Genomic DNA, 15,638 nt, shown 5'->3' on the forward strand with positions numbered 1-15,638 from the left:
CGTCACTTCTCGAGAAGCGGGACGACCTGGTCGATGGCGTAGGGGATGCTGAGCACCGTGTTGAAGGACAGCGCCGCGCCGATCGGCGGGTCCTGGTAGGTCAGGAAGAGGTCGCGGCCCTGCTTGGCGACCTTCAGCTCCTTGTAGACGCTGTCGTTCCTGATCCGCTCCCACGGCTCCTTGCCTGTGGTGAGCCAGACGAGGCGGTCGACCTCCAGCAGGTTCAGGCCCTCGGAGCCGAACTCGGCCACGTTGGACTTGCCCGCCCGCTCGGTGATCCGCTCGGGGATGGTGAAGCCGAGCTCGGCCAGGAACGCCGACTTGGGATCGCCCTTCTGGAAGGCCGAGTACTGCCCCGCCTTGAAGCTGTCGGCGGCCACCGCCGTCTGCCCCTTCCACTGCGGGTGGTCCGCGCGGACCTTCGCGAACGTGTTGGCGATGCCGATGATGAGCTCCTTGGCCCTGGCCTCCTCGCCCAGCGCGCGGCCCGCCAGCAGCGTCATCTCCTGCCACGGGGCGGCGTAGGGGTCGTAGCCCTTCGGCTGGGCGACGACGGGAGCGATCTGCGACAGCTTGTCGTAGTGCTCCTTCTGGATGCCCGAGTACATAGCGAAGATCAGGTCGGGCTTGAGCGCGACCAGCTTCTCGAACTTGACGCCGTCCTCGCGCAGGCCGAGCACGGTGGGCTCGGTGCCGCCCCACTTCTCCTTGGCCCACGGCCAGTCGGAGAACGGGCTGCGCTGGAACCAGTCCACGACGCCGACCGGCTTGAAGCCCAGCGCGAGGACGGGCTCGTGGTCGCTGAGACCGATGGTGACGATCCGCTCGGGTCTCTTGGCGATCTCGGTCGTGCCGTAGAGGTGCTCGACCTTCACAGGGAAGGCCGCTCCGGACGGCGGGGCGGACGGAGCGGGCGCGGGCGCCGCCGTACTGGCTGGGGGGCTGGAGGTGCCGCAGCCGGCGGCGACGGTCAGCGCCAGTGCGGCGAGCACCGTCGAGAGACGCTTGGACATGGTTTTCCTCTTCCGGATCTGGAGTGTCACCGGCACGCAGACTAAGGTAAGCCTTACCTATCTTCAAACGCCTGAAAAGTCTTGCGCAGGCGGCTTTAGTGAGGTATGCCTAACCTAAAAAGACGGCTAGAACGGATCTTCGTGACACAGCAGAAAACCGCGGCGCAGCGTCCGCTCCTGATCGCGGCGAGCGCGGGCGTCCTGCTCGTGCTCTGCACGCTGTCCCTGGCCATCGGCAGCAGGGCGATCTCACTGGACCAGGTCTGGACGGCCCTCGTCGACCCCGAAGGCGTCGACCCCGAGGTCACGGCCATAGTCGCCGGGACCAGGCTGATCCGCACCCTGGTCGCCGTCCTGGCCGGCGCGGCCCTCGGCCTCGCGGGAGCGCTCATGCAGGGCCTGACCCGCAACCCGCTGGCCGACCCCGGGCTGCTCGGCGTGAGCGCGGGCGCCGCGTTCGGCATCGTGCTCGCCGCGGCCGCGCTCGGCGTGAGCGGGCTGCCGTCCTCGATCTGGTTCGCCTTCGGCGGCGCCGCGGTCGCGAGCGTCGCGGTCTACCTGCTGGGCAGCAGGGGCAGGGGCGGCGCCACCCCGGTCAAGCTCGCGCTGGCCGGCGTGGCCGTGACCTACCTGCTCGACTCTCTGACCGGCGGCATCGCGCTGACCGACGCCGAGGCCCTGGACCGCTACAGGTACTGGTCGGCGGGCTCGCTGACCGGCCACGACGGCCGGACGCTGCTGATGGTCCTGCCGTTCCTCGCCTTCGGCACGCTGCTGGCGCTGAGCACCGCGCCCGCGCTCAACAGCCTCTCCCTCGGCGACGACGTCGCCGCCGCGTTGGGCCGCAAGCTCGTCCTGGTACGGCTGCGCGGCGCGCTCGCCGTCACCGTGCTGACCGGGGCGACGGTGGCCGTCACGGGGCCGATCGTCTTCGTCGGGCTCGTCGTCCCGCACGTGGTGAGAATGATCACAGGCCCCGACCACCGCCGGCTGCTGCCCGCCTCCATGCTGCTCGCGCCGTGCCTGCTGCTCGTGGCCGACATCCTCGGCCGCGTCGTCGTGCGTCCCACCGAGCTCGACGTGAGCCTGATGGCAGCCTTCCTCGGTGCCCCGTTCTTCATCGCCATGGTCCGCCGCCGCAGGCTCGCGGAGCTGTAGCCGATGTCCGGACTCCACCTGACCCGCTCCCGCGGACGCCTGGCCTTCCGCGCCGGCAAGCCCGCGGTCTCCGGCGTGCTGCGTCCCCGGCTCGTGCTGACCTGGCTCGTGCTCGCCCTCGTCGTGTTCGCCGCCCTCTGCCTGACCGTGAGCGTGGGCGCGGGCGACTACTCCATCTCGCCCGCCGCCGTCGTGCGCGCCCTGTGGGGAGAGGGCGAGCGCGCCGACCGGTTCGTCGTCCGGGAGCTGCGCCTGCCGAGGGCGGTCGTGGGCCTGCTGGCGGGCGCCGCCTTCGGACTGTCCGGCGCCATCTTCCAGGCCGTCACCCGCAACCCCCTGGCCAGCCCCGACATGCTCGGCATCACCCAGGGGGCCGGCGCCGCCGTCGCCGCGGGCATCGTGCTCGGCCTGGGCACGGGCCTCGGACTGCAGGGGCTCGGGCTCGCCGGCGCCGTCGCCACCGGGCTGCTGATCTACCTGCTGGCCTGGAAGCGCGGCACCACCGGCTACCGGATCGTGCTGGTGGGCATCGGCATCAGCTGGATGTGCGGCAGCCTCACCTCCTACCTGCTGAGCAGGGCCGAGCTCCACCAGGCGCACAAGGTCCTGGGCTGGCTGGTCGGCAACCTGAACGACAGGGGATGGGCGCAGGCCGGGCCGCTCGCCGCGGCGCTGGCCGTCCTGCTCCCCGTGGTGCTCCTGCTCGTACGGCTGCAGCGGACGCTGCGCCTGGGCGACGAGGTGGCGGGAGGGCTCGGCACCCCCGTGCAGCGCACCCGCCTGGCCCTCCTGCTGTGCGGCGCCGCCTTGGCCGCCTTCGCCACCGCCGCCGCGGGACCGATCCTGTTCGTCGCGCTGGCCGCGCCCCAGATCGCCCAGCGCATGTCCCGCGCCGCCGCCCCGCCCGCCACCGCCGCCGCCCTCGCCGGAGCGACGATCGTCCTGGCCGGCGACCTGATCAGCCAGCGGCTCATGGCCGACTCCGTCCTGCCCGTCGGGGTGGTGACGGGAGTGCTCGGCGCGCCGTTCCTGTTGTGGCAACTCGCCCGGGCCAACCGCATGGGCACTGGAGGATGAACACGTGACACACCCGTCGCTGCGGGCCAGCGGGCTGAAGCTCGCCTATGACGACCGCGTCGTCGTCGACGGCCTGGACCTGGAGGTGCCACCGGGGAAGATCAGCGCCATCATCGGCGCGAACGCCTGCGGCAAGTCCACGCTGCTGCGCGCCCTGGCCAGGCTCCTGTCCCCGCGCGAAGGCGCCGTGCACCTCGACGGCCGCGCCATCCACACCATGCCGACCCGCCAGGTCGCCCAGCGGCTGGGCATCCTGCCGCAGTCGCCCGTCGCCCCCGAGGGGCTGACCGTCACCGACCTCGTCGGGCAGGGCAGGTCGCCGCACCAGACCTGGTGGCGGCAGTGGTCGTCGGCCGACCAGGACGCGGTCACCCAGGCCCTGGTGGCCACGGGAATGCTCGAACACGCCGACCGGCCGCTCGACGAGCTGTCCGGCGGCCAGCGGCAGCGGGCCTGGATCGCCATGGCGGTCGCCCAGGGCACGCCCGTGCTGCTGCTCGACGAGCCGACCACGTTCCTCGACCTGGCGCACCAGATCGACGTGCTGGATCTGGTCGTCGACCTCAACCGCGACCAGAGCCGCACCGTCGTCATGGTCCTGCACGACCTCAACCAGGCGTGCAGGTACGCCGACCAGGTGATCGTGATGAAGGCGGGTCAGATCGTCGCCGAGGGGCCGCCCGCCGAGGTGATGGACGCCGAGCTGGTCGAGCACGTCTTCGGCCTGCGCTGCCAGGTGGCGGCCGACCCGGTCAGCGGAACCCCGCTGATCATCCCGATCGGCCGCCACCACGCCGGCGTCGTCAGCTCCGGCCCGCGTACGAGCGCTCGCGGGTGATCGAGCTCACGATCTCGCCCACCCGCACCGCGGTGTTCGACAGCAGCGTGGAGGTGATGCCGTGCGTGTGCTCGGTGGCGCCCTGCACATAGATGCCGCAGCGCATCGCCTCCGTGGTGGCGACGCGGTAGTCACGCTCGATGCGCAGGCCGCCCCCTGGCAGCCGCACGCAGTGCTCGCCCGCCTCGCCCAGCAGCGTCAGCGGATCGCCGGGCCGATAGCCGGTCGCGTAGACCAGGAGGTCGGCGTCCAGGACCGTGCGCTCTCCCGTCGGCAGGAACTCCACCGTGACCCGGGGCCCCTCCGCGACCTCGGCCACACGGGAGGCGTTGAAGATCCGCAGCCGCTCCACGCCGCGCACCTTCTCCTGGTAGTGCCGCCGGTAGAGCTCGTCGATGAGCTCCAGGTCGACCACCGAGTAGTTGGTGGACGCGTGGTAGTCCAGCAGCCGCCGCTTCACGGCGTCGGGGGCGGTGTAGAAGTGGTCGACGGCGGCGGGGTCGAAGATCCGGTTGGCGAACGAGCTGTCGTCGGCCGGGGTGTAGCCGTACTTGGCGAAGACCGCGCACACCTCCGCGTCGGGGAAGGTGCTGTGCAGGTGGTCGGTCACCTCGGCCGCGCTCTGCCCCGCGCCGACCACGACCACCCGCCGCGGGTCGCGCAGCGACGGCAGCCGGTCGAGGAGTTCCTCGCTGTGCCAGACGCGCTCGCCGCTCACCACGCCGGGCGGCAGGACCGGTTCCAGGCCCGCGGCGATCACCACGTTCCTGGTCCTCCTGGTCGTCAGCTCGTCGGAGCAGCCGCCCTGCCGTACGACCACGTCGAGGTACTCGACCATGCCGTCGACGGTCACCGGGGTGAGCGCGACGACCTCGGAGCGGTACTCCACCTGGTCGGCGAAGGGGGCCGCCGCCCACTCCAGGTAGTCGTGGAACTCCAGCCGCGAGGGGAACATCGTCTTGTGGTTGATGAAGTCGACGAGCCGGTCCTTCTCGCGCAGGTAGCTCAGGAAGCTGAACTCGCTGGCCGGATTCCGCATGGTGACCAGGTCCTTCAGGAAGGACACCTGCATCGTCGTGCCTTCCATCAGCATGCCGCGATGCCACCCGAAGGCCGGCTGCTTCTCGAAGAACACGGCGTCGACCGGAGCGTGTTCGCGTAATGCGATCGCCAGAGAGAGGTTGGAGGGACCGAAACCGATGCCCACGAGATCGTGGACGCGCTGCTCCGACGGGGGCATTGATGACCTTTCGTAGTTAGGTTAGCCTGACCTAATTAAGGGGAGCCTAACTCGTTCCGATCCCCCCTACAAGGAGACGCCATGCGGGTCGTGATGTTCGGCTACCAGACCTGGGGCCACCGCACGCTACGAGCGCTGCTGGACTCGGGCCACGAGGTCGCCCTCGTCGTGACGCATCCCAAGAGCGAGCACGCGTACGAACGGATCTGGAGTGATTCGGTCGCCGAGCTCGCCGAGGAGCACGGTGTCCCCGTGCTGTTGCGCAACAGGCCCGACGACGACGAACTGATGGTCAAGCTCAAGGAGGCCGACCCCGACCTCATCGTCGCCAACAACTGGCGCACCTGGATCCCGCCGGAGATCTTCGCGCTGCCCCGCCACGGCACCCTCAACGTGCACGACTCGCTGCTGCCCGCCTACGCCGGGTTCTCGCCGATCATCTGGGCGCTCATCAACGGCGAGAAGGAGGTCGGCGTCACCGCGCACATGATGGACGCCGAACTCGACGCGGGCGACATCGTGCTCCAGCGAGCCGTACCCGTCGGGCCCGACGACACCGCCACCGACCTGTTCCACCGCACCGTCGACCTGATCGGGCCCATCGTCGCCGAGTCGCTCGAACTGATCGCCTCGGGGCGCACGGACTGGACGCCCCAGGACAGGACCAAGGCCAGCTTCTTCCACAAGCGCGCGATAGAGGACAGCCGGATCGACTGGACCTGGACCGCCGAAGAGATCGCCAGGCTGGTCCGCGCCCAGTCCGACCCCTACCCCAACGCGTTCACCCACTACAACGGCGCGCGGCTCAGAGTGGTGAAGGCGTCGGTCTCCACGGGCAGGTACGGCGGCACGCCCGGCAGGGTGTTCATCCGCGAGGGCGACGGCGTGGTCATCGTCGCAGGCGCCGACGCCCGCCGCGGTCGCGGCCACGGCCTGGTGATCGAGCGGGTCCGCACCGACGACGACCTCGACCTGCCCGCCACCGAGATCTTCAAGACGATGGGCGGCTACCTCCGCTGACGGGGCCCTTCGCTCGAGCGGGACCGGCTACCCCGGTATGCGGGCGCGCAAGGCCTGGATGAACCAGTCGAAGACCGGTGCCAGGCTCTCGGGGGCCGGCCAGCCGTTGATCACCGCGAGCAGCCGCAGGTACTGCTCCCTGCGCGGGTCGTTCGCGCTCTCCAGCCGGGTCAACAGCCGGCGCCGAAGGCCGAGGTCGTCGGGGCGGCCGAAGACGTGCGCGTACTGCGCCGTGACCGCCGCGACGACCGGATCGGCCTGCGGCGAGGCCGGGTCGACGCCGGCCGCCAGGGCGGGGCCGGCGTGGTCGCGGACCATCGCGGCGGAATCGCGGCGCAGCAGCGTGGTGTCGCCCTGGGCGCGCTCGGCCGCATGGTGCTCGGCCATGCGCCGCACACTGGCGCGGAAATCCGGGTCCTGGGACAGTTCCGCCAACTCCACCCACGCCTCGACCTGCTCGGGCTCGGGGTTGTCGGGCAGTTCGGGGGTCATCGAGCGCCTGATCCCCGCGAAGGCGGCGTCGGCGTCGGGGCCGCCGAAGGCGGTGTCGAGGAAATCGCCGATCAGACGTCGGCGTTCGTCCTCGGAAAGCTTGGCCAGCTTGTGCATGAGCTCCATCTCCTCAGGGGTGGACCCGCGCCTGGCCACCGCCGTCAGCACCGCGCGCCGCAGGCGCAGCGTGCGGATCTGCACCGCCAGTGCCTCGGCGTGCGCCGCGGCGACCTCGGGAAGCGAGACCTCCCTGTCCACGACCTTCCGGATCGTGGGAAGGTCCAGTCCCAGGTCGCGCAGCGTCCGCACGAGGTCCAGGCGTGCGACGGCGTCGATGCCGTAGAGGCGGTAGCCGGCCGGGCTGCGGCCGATCGGCGGCACGATCCCGCGGTCGGAGTAGAACCGAATGGTCTTGACCGTCAGCCCGGTCCGTCGGGCCAGGTCACCGATCGAGTAGAGCGTGTCGCCTTCCATGCCGCTCACTCTCGCGTCTCCCCCTGATGGAGACTCAAGCCCACCCGCCTGGCGGCGGCGAACCGACGGCACCGCAGCCGCGGAGCAGACCTCAAACCCGGTTCGCCGAGGCCTGGATGACCTCGTCCAGCTGCCCCTGCGTCAGCACCGGCACCGTGATGGGGTGAGCGGCGTCGGCCCGCAGCCCGTCCAGGAAGAACGCCAGGCACCGCCGCCACGCCTGCGGCGCCACCGCCATCGACTCCCTGATCACCTGCGACATCGCCCACACCAGGGTGGCCACGTCCTGCGGCTCGAAGTCGGCGCGCAGCCGCCCGCCGTCCTTCGCGCGCCTGACGATCTGATCAACGTGCTGGAATCCGCGGTGGCAGGCGTCGCTCACCTCGGCGGTCACCGGGAACCGCCTGGCCAGCGCGTCGTTGAGCCCGTGATCCTCGGCCTGCAGGGCGAAGAGCCCTTCGAGGAAGCCGACGAATCCGTCCCAGGGGTCGGGGTCGGCCAGCGCCGCGGCGGCGATCCGGTCCAGGGCCGCCAGCCGCTCGGGGAAGATCGCGTCGAAGAACGCCTGCCGCGTGGGGAAGTGGTTGTAGAGCGTGCCGATGCTCACTCCGGCTCCGCGGGCGATCTCTTCCAGGGGTACGTCAAGGCCTCGCTCGCCGAACAGCTGGGTGGCGGTGACCAGCAGCTTGTCCCGATTGCGCGCGGCGTCGGCCCGCAGTGGTCTCGCTCCAGTCGCCATGGCTCCATCCACCGAACTCGAGGGCACCCTCAAATTCATGATACCGTCGACACAACTTGAGGGTCACCTCAAGTTACTTTGGAACGCGACTCGGAAGGCAGCACTGTGTCCATTTCCACGCGCAAGACCGCCGTCGTCATCGGGGTCGGCCCCGGGCTCGGCATGTCCATCGCCCATCGCTTCGGCCGCGAGGGCTACACCGTGGCCCTGGTCTCCCGCAGCGACACCCGGCACGCCGCATACGTCTCGTCCCTGGCCGAGGAGGGGATCCAGGCCGGCTCCTTCACCGCCGACGTGCGCGACCGCGACCAGCTGCTGTCCGTGCTGGACGCCGTCGCCGAGCGCTACGGAAGCATCGACCTGGTCTACTACGGTCCTGGCGCGACCGATCCGGATTCCCATCCCAAGCCGATCATCCAGACGGACACCGCCGCCGTCCAGGAGGCGATGAGCTGGGTGTACCCGGCCATCGACGTGGTGGGCAAGGTGCTGCCCGGCATGATCGAGCGGGGCGTGGGCGGCCTGCTGTTCGCGAGCGGGCTCAGCGCTGTCGTGCCGATGCCCTTCCTCGGCAACCTGGCGGTCTCCTCGGCGGCGCTGCGCAACTACGCCCTGACCCTCAACGCCGGGCTGGCCGAGATGGGGATCTATGCCGGAACCCTGACCATCGGCGGGCTCATCGAGCGCGGGGACATCTACCAGCTGGTCAAGTCCCAGCCGGAACGGTTCGGCGACGTGGGCGACAAGTCCCTCGACCCGGACGCCATCGCCGACACCGCCTGGGAGCTGTACTCGGCACGCGACCGTGCCGAGGCGACGTTCAGCGCCTTCGCCTGAGACCGGGACGGGGGAGTGGTCCGGCGCGGCGGGTGAGGGCCGACCCGCGGAGCCACGGCGCTGTGCGCCTCGGGCTCCCTGAACCCCGAGGCGCACGGCGCCCGGCGGAGGCCCGTGCGGTCAGACGAGGGCTCTCGCGCTGAGCTTCCTGGCGTGGTCCCTGGCGGCGGTGTGCGCGGCGGCCTGTGAGGCGGCCGCGGCCTCGCGCAACGGTGCCATCGCGGGGTTGGAGTCTGCCAGCGTCAGCTCGGCGGTGATGACGCGCAGGTCGAGACCGAACACCTCGGTCAGGATCTTGCGCAGGTAGGGGTCGACGAAGTCCCAGCCCTCCTTCGGCGTGCCGGGGCCGTACGCGCCGCCGCGCGACAGGACGAGCGTCGCGGGCCGCCCCGCGACGGGGCTGTCGGCCGGCGTCATCCCGAAGGTCCTGCCGGGGATCATGACCTGGTCCAGCCACGCCTTGAACGTCGAGGGCGCGCCGTAGTTGTACATCGGCACCGCGAACAGGTAGGTGTCGGCCTCCTCCAGCTCCCTGGCGAGCCCGTCCTGCAGGAAGGCGGCCGTCGCCTGCTCGGCGTCGTGGTCCGCGGCGGGCGCGAAGCGGGCGCTGATGCCGGCGGCCGTGAGGTGCGGGATCGGCCGCGCGCCCAGGTCGCGGTAGGTGACGGTGCCCTCCCACGCGTCCCTGAACGTTTCGGCCACGTCCCGCGAGACCGATCCGCTGGCTACGGCGGACGCGTCGATGTGCAGCAGGTGAGTCATGGCTGACCCTTTCATCGGTTGGCAAGATAATCTGTAGAACAGATTGTCTGTCCAACAGCTTATCTGTCAAGTGACGTAGAATCCGACCATGAAGACTGATCGCGAGCTTCCCGCCGGACTCGACGAGACGATGGGATGGCTCATCGGTCAGGTCTTCCACGCCCATCTGACGTGCTCACAGCGGGCGCTCGCCGATTTCCCCGGCACGCAGCGCGGCTACATGGTGGTCAACGCGGCCGTCAACGGCTGCGCCCGCAACCAGATCGACATGGCCAAGCAGCTCGGCCTCGACCGCACGGTGATGGTCTACCTGGTCGACCAGCTCGTGGCCGCGGGCCTGGTCGAGCGCATGCCGGACCCCAATGACAGGCGCAGCAGGATCATCGTCGCCACCGACCAGGGCAGGGCCAGGCTGGGTGAGGCGACCCAGATGCTGCGCCAGGTCGACGACCACGTGCTCGGCTCGCTCGACGCCGACGAGCGTCAGCGCTTCCGCGACATGCTCCAGCGCGTCACCGCCCACTACCTGGCCGGCGGTGGCGACGAGCGCGACGCCTGCGTGGTCGCGGCGGCCGCTGCGGACAAATAGGGATATATCCCTACGTCCCTCGCGAGGCTCACGAGTACGCTCCTGACCTCGTGAAGAGCACCCCCGTGGGCCGCTGGCTGCCCGCTTTCCTCCTCCTCGCCCTCATCTGGGGCAACAGCTTCTTTTTCATCAAGGTGGCCGTCGGCGTACTGCATCCCCTCCAGGTCTCGTTCGGCCGGATGGCCATCGGCGCGCTGACCCTGCTGGTCGCGCTGGCCGTCAGTCGCAGGTCGCTGCCGCGCGACCCCCGCCTCTGGGGCCATTTCCAGGTGGCCTCCGTGGTGCTCACCACGCTGCCCTTCACCCTCTTCGCGTACGGCGAGCAGTACGTCTCGTCGGTCGTGGCCGCGATCTGGAACGCCACCACCCCGCTGTGCACGCTCGCCTTCACGCTGCTGCTGCGGGCGGAGAAGCCGAACGCCGGCAGGATGGCGGGGCTCGGTCTCGGGTTCGCGGGCGTGATGGTGGTGCTCGGGGTATGGCAGCCGATGGACGGCGGCCAGTTCGGCGGCAGCCTGGCCTGCTTCGGCGCGGCGCTCTGCTACGGCATCGGCGGCTCCTATCTCGGCCGCTTCGTCACGGGCCGCCGCACGGAGGCGCCCGTCGTCCTCGCCGCGGGGCAGCTGCTGAGCGGCACGCTCCAGCTCGCGGTGATCACCTCACTGGCGGGGGTGGCGCTGGTCGACCTCTCCGCGCCGCCCGCCGTCTGGTGGAGCATGCTCGGCCTCGGCGGTCTCGGCACCGGCATCGCCTACCTGCTGCTGTACGGCGTGCAGGCACGGGCGGGCGTGACCACCACCTCGACGGTGACCTACCTGCTGCCGGTGGTCGCCGCCGCCTCGGGTGTGGTCGTGCTGGGGGAGAGCATCACGTGGAACCAGCCGGTGGGCGCGCTGGTGATCCTGCTCGCCATCGCGATGACCCAGGGCCTGGTCCGCCTGAGCCGCGCCCCTTCGGCCCCCGTCGCCGAGGGCGAACCCATCAGAACCTGACAGGGGGCGCGGTCCGCGCCGGCCTGGTTCACTCTGCCGGGTCGGCGGCCTTTCTCGACCTGCCGCGCCCGCCCCTGGCGGTGCTCGTGGTCTTCCTGCCCGCCACGAGCGTGTCGCCCGGCAGCGGCGGCTCCGAGGGCTCGGGCCCCGGGGCCGGCGGCCGCGGATGTGGCGCCGTGTCCTCACCGGGCCCGCCGTCCTGGTCCTTCCCCGATGGCGGGGCGCCGGGGTCGGGCTTCCCCGATGGCGGAGCGCCGGAGCCGGGCTTGCGCGGCGGCGGCGGGGGAGGGTCAGGTTCGCCCGTGCCGGGCTCGTGGAAGGTCTCGGGTTCGCGGTGGGCCTCGGGATCGCGGAAGGCCTCGGGGTCGCGGAGCGAGGCGATGACGTCGTCGGCCTCGTTGTCCGCGGCGAACTCGTCGGCCGCCTGCGCGTCCCTGCGCCTGATCACCACCATGTGGTCCACCGAGATCCGTCCCGCGCCGGTCACGGCCAGCAGCACCGAGGCCGCGCCCAGCGCCACGATCAGGTTGGTGTCGATCGGGTTCAGCGGCCTGGCGATCAGGAACACGGCCAGCGTCTCCGCGAACAGCACCAGCCCCATCACGGGCGTGAACAGCCCGGCCACCAGCAGCGCGCCACCGATCAGCTCGGTGAGCATGGTGACCGCGGCCCACGCGCCGGGCGCCGGCGCGCCCTGTGCGGCGAACTGGGTGCCGGTGGCGGTGAGGCCCACTTCGAGCTTGTGCCAGCCGTTGGCGAAGAAGAGGCCGCCGACCCCTACGCGGGCGGCGAGCGTGGCGAGATCGTGGAGGGTCCGTCTCACGGTATTCCTGTGACCTGATCGGGTCATTCCAAACCTCAGTCGCGTCGGATGAGCAGGGCCACGGCGGCCGCGGTGGCTGCGAGCAGCACGACGCTGACGATGATCGTCGTGTGCAGCGCGTGGACGAACGCCCACCGCGCGGCCTCGAGCAACGTGGCCCCGGCGTCGCCGCCCGTCTGCCGCGCCACGTGCGCGGCGGCGGCCATCGACTGCCGCGCCTGCTCCATCCCCTGCGCGGGCACCCCGTTGACGACGGGCACGCCCGGCGCGTAGACGACCGCGGTGATCGTGCCGAGGACCGCGACCCCGAGGCCCGCGCCGAGCTCGTAGGCGGTCTCCTCGATCGCGGCCGCGCCGCCGGCTCTGGATTCCGGCGCGGCCGACATGATCGTGTCGGAGGCGGCGAGCAGCGCCACCTGCAGCCCGAAGCCGACGCCGACGAAGCAGATCGCCAGCAGGAACGAGTGAGGCTCCACCCCCCACGCCAGCGTCGGCGTCAGTGACACCGCCACCAGCGCGAGGCCGCCGCTCATCGTGGCGCGCATGCCGATCCTGCGCAGCACCGCCGCGGCGGCGAGACCTCCGGCGATCGCCGACAGGACCAGGGGAAGCATCCTGAGCGCGGCGCCCAGCGGGCTGTCGCCGAGGACGAGCTGGAGGTACTGGGCGAGCATGAGCTGCAGCCCGACCAGGGAGAAGACGCCGAACAGCACGCCTGCCACGCCGGTGGCGAACGCCCTGTCCTTGAAGAGGCCGACGTCGAGCAGGGGATGGGGCAGGCGCCGCTGCCGCCGTACGAACCAGAAGAGCAGGCCCGCGCCCGACAGCAGGACGACCAGGGCGCCCAGGTGGCCCGAACCCGCCTCTTTGAGGCCGAAGGCGACGGCCAGGATGCCGAGCACGGACAGGACGGCGCTGGTCGCGTCCCATGGACGGCTCGTCCGCTCCCTCGACTCGGGCAGCAGGCGCCGGGCGGCGGGGAGCAGCGCCAGCAGGATGGGCACGTTGATGAGGAAGACCGCGCCCCACCAGAAGTGCTCGACCAGCAGCCCGCCGAGGAGCGGGCCGACGGCCGCGCCCGCGGCGGCCACCGCGCTCCAGACCCCCAGCGCGATCGCCCGCTCGCGCCGGTCGGTGAAGACCTGGCGGATGATGGACAGCGTGGCCGGCATGATCATCGCGCCGCCCACGCCGAGCAGGCCCCTGGCCAGGATCAGCGTCAGCGGCGTCGGCGCGAACGCGGCGGCCGCCGAGGCCAGGCCGAACACCGCGTATCCCCACAGGACCAGGCGCTTGCGGCCGTGGCGGTCGCCGAGCGTGCCGAACATGATCAGGAGAGGTGCGACGACCAGCGAATAGGCGTCTATGATCCACAGCAGCTCGACGGAGGACGGCTCCAGCGCCGCCGTCAGCGCGGGGACGGCGATGTGCAGGACCGTTGCGTCGACGGTGATGAGGAGCAGGCTGAGACAGAGCAGGACAAGGATCGACCAACGGTTGGCCACGCGCATACCCTCGGCCCGCCGCACACCTGGTGCGCTCTGCAGGATCGTCATGCGGCGTCCATGACGGGTTCGGCTCGGTCATGGAACATGCGTGGCAGCTTAGGCGATGTCCGGTACGTCGCACACCCGTATCGACTGATCACGTGGCGTGCATGCACCTCTCTAGAGAGATACAGCAATATGTCCTGATCTATCGCGATAACGTGGGCGAACGGATCATGGAGCGGTGGGGAGCGACGGCGAGGACCCGGATTCCGCTGCCGGGTTGCGCGCCGTCGCTCTCGCCCATCTGTCCGCCGACCGGCCCGAGGCCGCGCTGACCGCCGCCCGCCGGGCCGTCACTCTCGATCCAGCCCACGAGTGGGCCCACCGCCTGGCCAGCCTCGCGCTCGAACGGCTCGGCAACGACGCCGAGGCCGTACGGGAGGCGGAGGAGGCCGCGCGCCTTGCTCCCGGCTCGTGGCACGCCCGGCTGCGGCTCGGCGTCGCGCTGCGCCGCGTCCCTGGACGCTGGCGCGAGGCCGCGGACAGCATCGCGGCGGCGGCCAGGTTCGCCCCCGAGGAGCCCGAGCCGCACGCCATGGCGGGCGACCTGGCGCTGCTGCGCGGCGAGCACCGGCGAGCGGAGGCCGCCTACCTGGCCGCCCTGCGCAGGAACGGCGAGCACACGCTCGCACGCGTCAACTACGGGCTGGCCCTGCTGCGATGGGACCCTCCGCGGGCCCACCACGACCCCGCCTGGAGCATCGACCCGCGCGAGACGGGAAGGGCGCGGCGCGCCCTCGAGGTCTGGTCGCGCCAGGCCCGCCTGCTTCCCGCCGTCGCCACCGCGGTCTCGGGCGCGCTCGTGGTCACGGGTCCCGTCCCCGACGTGCCGCTCGGCCTGGCGGGGGTCATCGCCCTCGTCCTGGTGGGCGCGCTGACGGTCCGCCAGGCGCGCAGGGTGCGGATCTGGTCCACCGTCCCCGTCATGCTCGGCCGCGACAGGTGGCTCGGGCTGTCGGTCGCGACGGCGGGCATCGCCGTCGTGGCCTACACCGCTTCCCTGCTCGTCCCCCTCACCGACCCGCTCTGGGCGGGGCTCGCGGGCATCGTACTGCTCAACGCCCCCGCGCTGGCCGCCCTCCGCGTCCTGTCGGAGGCATGGCGCGGCAGGCCGGTGCTCGCGCTGGCCCAGCTGTCGACGGCGTACGGCGAGCGCGCCGCCCGCCGCGACCTCGGCGTCACGCTCTGGATCGTGCTGGTGAGGGCGTGGTCGGCCCTGGCGGCGCTCGCGGCGACCGCCGTCGTGGCGCACCCCGCTGCAGGGCTGGCCGCGCTCGTCGTGCCGTACCTGCTGGTGAGGGTCCGGGACAGGGGAGCGCTCGCGGGCCTCGGCGCGCTGCGCGCCGACAGGTGGCTGGCCGCGGCCGTCGCGCTCGCGCTCACGGCCGCGCTGGCCTGCGTCGCCGCGGCGGTGGCGAGCCTGATGACGGCGTTCGTGCGCGGCGCCGAGCAGGTGGGAACGTGGGCATGGCGGGTCGCCTTGGCCGCGCTCGCCGCGGTGGCCGTCGTCTTCGTGCTGCGCGCCCTCAGGGCCTGGTGGCGCGGCGCGCCTGGCCCGTGGCGGACCTCCCTGATCATGGCCGAGCCGGTCATGGAGGGGGCGCGGGAGCCGGTGACGCTCACCCCGGAGGTGTTGAGGGCCTTCACCTTCTCCCGGGAGGTCGTGCTCGCCTGCGCCGACGCTCGCGGCCCCAGGGCGCTGGCCGTCGGCGCCGTCACCTCCGTCACCCCCTCGGGCGAGCTGCGCCTGATCGCCGGAGCCGAGGCGTGGGAGGCAGCCGAGCGCGACCCGCGCGTCGCCCTGTTCGCCGCCGACCCGCTCCACCGCCGCTTCTGGGCGGAGGTGCGCGGCGTGGCGCTGCCCGACCCCGAGACCGACGTGCTGCGCGTGACGCCCAAACAGGTCCTGGTGGGTGAGTTCCCCGGGCGGCACCAGCGCCGATAGCGACTCTCCCAATCGCCGCATTCGCGCGCGCCGTATAGCGCGTCGCCCGCGCCCGTGCGGTATAACCGGGGTCGAACCGGGGAGGCGTG

Annotated in this window: 15 protein-coding genes; 8 read left to right on the forward strand and 7 right to left on the reverse strand. The window is 71.7% G+C overall.

Annotated features, from left to right (window positions below; translation table 11 throughout):
* Positions 1-2: 2 nt before the first annotated feature.
* Entirely contained in the window at positions 3-1,013 is a 1,011-nt protein-coding gene (locus tag AB0B45_RS04685; protein WP_358125265.1) for an iron-siderophore ABC transporter substrate-binding protein, read from the reverse strand.
* Between the two features lie 141 nt (positions 1,014-1,154).
* Here AB0B45_RS04685 and AB0B45_RS04690 point away from each other — a divergent pair, with 141 nt between their 5' ends.
* From AB0B45_RS04690 to AB0B45_RS04700, 3 genes are read left to right on the forward strand one after another with little or no spacing between them, the layout of a single operon-like run.
* The gene (locus AB0B45_RS04690) at positions 1,155-2,171 is read left to right on the forward strand and encodes an iron chelate uptake ABC transporter family permease subunit (protein WP_358125268.1); all 1,017 of its coding nucleotides are present in this window, start codon (positions 1,155-1,157) and stop codon (positions 2,169-2,171) included.
* A 3-nt stretch (positions 2,172-2,174) separates the two neighbouring features.
* Positions 2,175-3,248: an iron chelate uptake ABC transporter family permease subunit gene (locus AB0B45_RS04695; protein ID WP_358125271.1), complete on the forward strand. Its 1,074-nt coding sequence runs from the start codon at positions 2,175-2,177 to the stop codon at positions 3,246-3,248.
* 4 nt (positions 3,249-3,252) lie between these two features.
* The gene (locus tag AB0B45_RS04700) at positions 3,253-4,086 is read left to right on the forward strand and encodes an ABC transporter ATP-binding protein (protein WP_358125274.1); all 834 of its coding nucleotides are present in this window, start codon (positions 3,253-3,255) and stop codon (positions 4,084-4,086) included.
* On the opposite strand, the gene AB0B45_RS04705 is transcribed toward AB0B45_RS04700, so the two are convergent.
* On the reverse strand, positions 4,052-5,326 hold the full coding sequence (locus tag AB0B45_RS04705) for a lysine N(6)-hydroxylase/L-ornithine N(5)-oxygenase family protein (protein ID WP_358125276.1): 1,275 nt from the start codon (positions 5,324-5,326) through the stop codon (positions 4,052-4,054). The two genes, AB0B45_RS04700 and AB0B45_RS04705, sit on opposite strands and share 35 nt — an antisense overlap.
* A gap of 81 nt (positions 5,327-5,407) precedes the next feature.
* Here AB0B45_RS04705 and AB0B45_RS04710 point away from each other — a divergent pair, with 81 nt between their 5' ends.
* Entirely contained in the window at positions 5,408-6,346 is a 939-nt protein-coding gene (locus AB0B45_RS04710) for a methionyl-tRNA formyltransferase (protein ID WP_358125278.1), read from the forward strand.
* Positions 6,347-6,373: 27 nt separating this feature from the next.
* On the opposite strand, the gene AB0B45_RS04715 is transcribed toward AB0B45_RS04710, so the two are convergent.
* Together AB0B45_RS04715 and AB0B45_RS04720 are read right to left on the reverse strand one after the other, a co-directional pair.
* Positions 6,374-7,312 carry a MerR family transcriptional regulator gene (locus AB0B45_RS04715; RefSeq protein ID WP_358125281.1) on the reverse strand — a complete coding sequence of 313 codons (939 nt, stop codon included), beginning with the start codon at positions 7,310-7,312 and terminating at the stop codon, positions 6,374-6,376.
* Between the two features lie 91 nt (positions 7,313-7,403).
* A complete protein-coding gene (locus tag AB0B45_RS04720) occupies positions 7,404-8,051 on the reverse strand; it encodes a helix-turn-helix domain-containing protein (RefSeq protein ID WP_358125284.1) in 648 nt (215 codons plus the stop codon).
* Between the two features lie 105 nt (positions 8,052-8,156).
* Between AB0B45_RS04720 and AB0B45_RS04725 the strand changes: the two genes are divergently transcribed.
* On the forward strand, positions 8,157-8,888 hold the full coding sequence (locus tag AB0B45_RS04725) for an SDR family NAD(P)-dependent oxidoreductase (protein ID WP_358125287.1): 732 nt from the start codon (positions 8,157-8,159) through the stop codon (positions 8,886-8,888).
* 120 nt (positions 8,889-9,008) lie between these two features.
* Here AB0B45_RS04725 and AB0B45_RS04730 read toward each other — a convergent pair whose 3' ends face one another.
* Positions 9,009-9,650 carry an NAD(P)H-dependent oxidoreductase gene (locus AB0B45_RS04730; RefSeq protein ID WP_358125290.1) on the reverse strand — a complete coding sequence of 214 codons (642 nt, stop codon included), beginning with the start codon at positions 9,648-9,650 and terminating at the stop codon, positions 9,009-9,011.
* 88 nt (positions 9,651-9,738) lie between these two features.
* Between AB0B45_RS04730 and AB0B45_RS04735 the strand changes: the two genes are divergently transcribed.
* Together AB0B45_RS04735 and AB0B45_RS04740 are read left to right on the forward strand one after the other, a co-directional pair.
* Positions 9,739-10,239 carry a MarR family transcriptional regulator gene (locus tag AB0B45_RS04735; protein WP_358125293.1) on the forward strand — a complete coding sequence of 167 codons (501 nt, stop codon included), beginning with the start codon at positions 9,739-9,741 and terminating at the stop codon, positions 10,237-10,239.
* A gap of 50 nt (positions 10,240-10,289) precedes the next feature.
* Positions 10,290-11,231: a DMT family transporter gene (locus tag AB0B45_RS04740; protein ID WP_358125295.1), complete on the forward strand. Its 942-nt coding sequence runs from the start codon at positions 10,290-10,292 to the stop codon at positions 11,229-11,231.
* Positions 11,232-11,259: 28 nt separating this feature from the next.
* Here AB0B45_RS04740 and AB0B45_RS04745 read toward each other — a convergent pair whose 3' ends face one another.
* Positions 11,260-12,054, reverse strand: coding sequence for a DoxX family protein (locus AB0B45_RS04745; protein ID WP_358125298.1), 795 nt, complete (start codon positions 12,052-12,054; stop codon positions 11,260-11,262).
* A gap of 35 nt (positions 12,055-12,089) precedes the next feature.
* Positions 12,090-13,610 carry an MFS transporter gene (locus AB0B45_RS04750; RefSeq protein WP_358125301.1) on the reverse strand — a complete coding sequence of 507 codons (1,521 nt, stop codon included), beginning with the start codon at positions 13,608-13,610 and terminating at the stop codon, positions 12,090-12,092.
* 175 nt (positions 13,611-13,785) lie between these two features.
* On the opposite strand from AB0B45_RS04750, the gene AB0B45_RS04755 reads away from it, so the two are divergent.
* Positions 13,786-15,549, forward strand: a complete 1,764-nt coding sequence (locus AB0B45_RS04755) for a hypothetical protein (RefSeq protein WP_358125304.1) — start codon at positions 13,786-13,788, stop codon at positions 15,547-15,549.
* The last annotated feature ends 89 nt before the right edge of the window (positions 15,550-15,638 follow it).

This window comes from Nonomuraea sp. NPDC049152, from assembly GCF_040648355.1.
Classification (GTDB): Bacteria; Actinomycetota; Actinomycetes; order Streptosporangiales; family Streptosporangiaceae; genus Nonomuraea.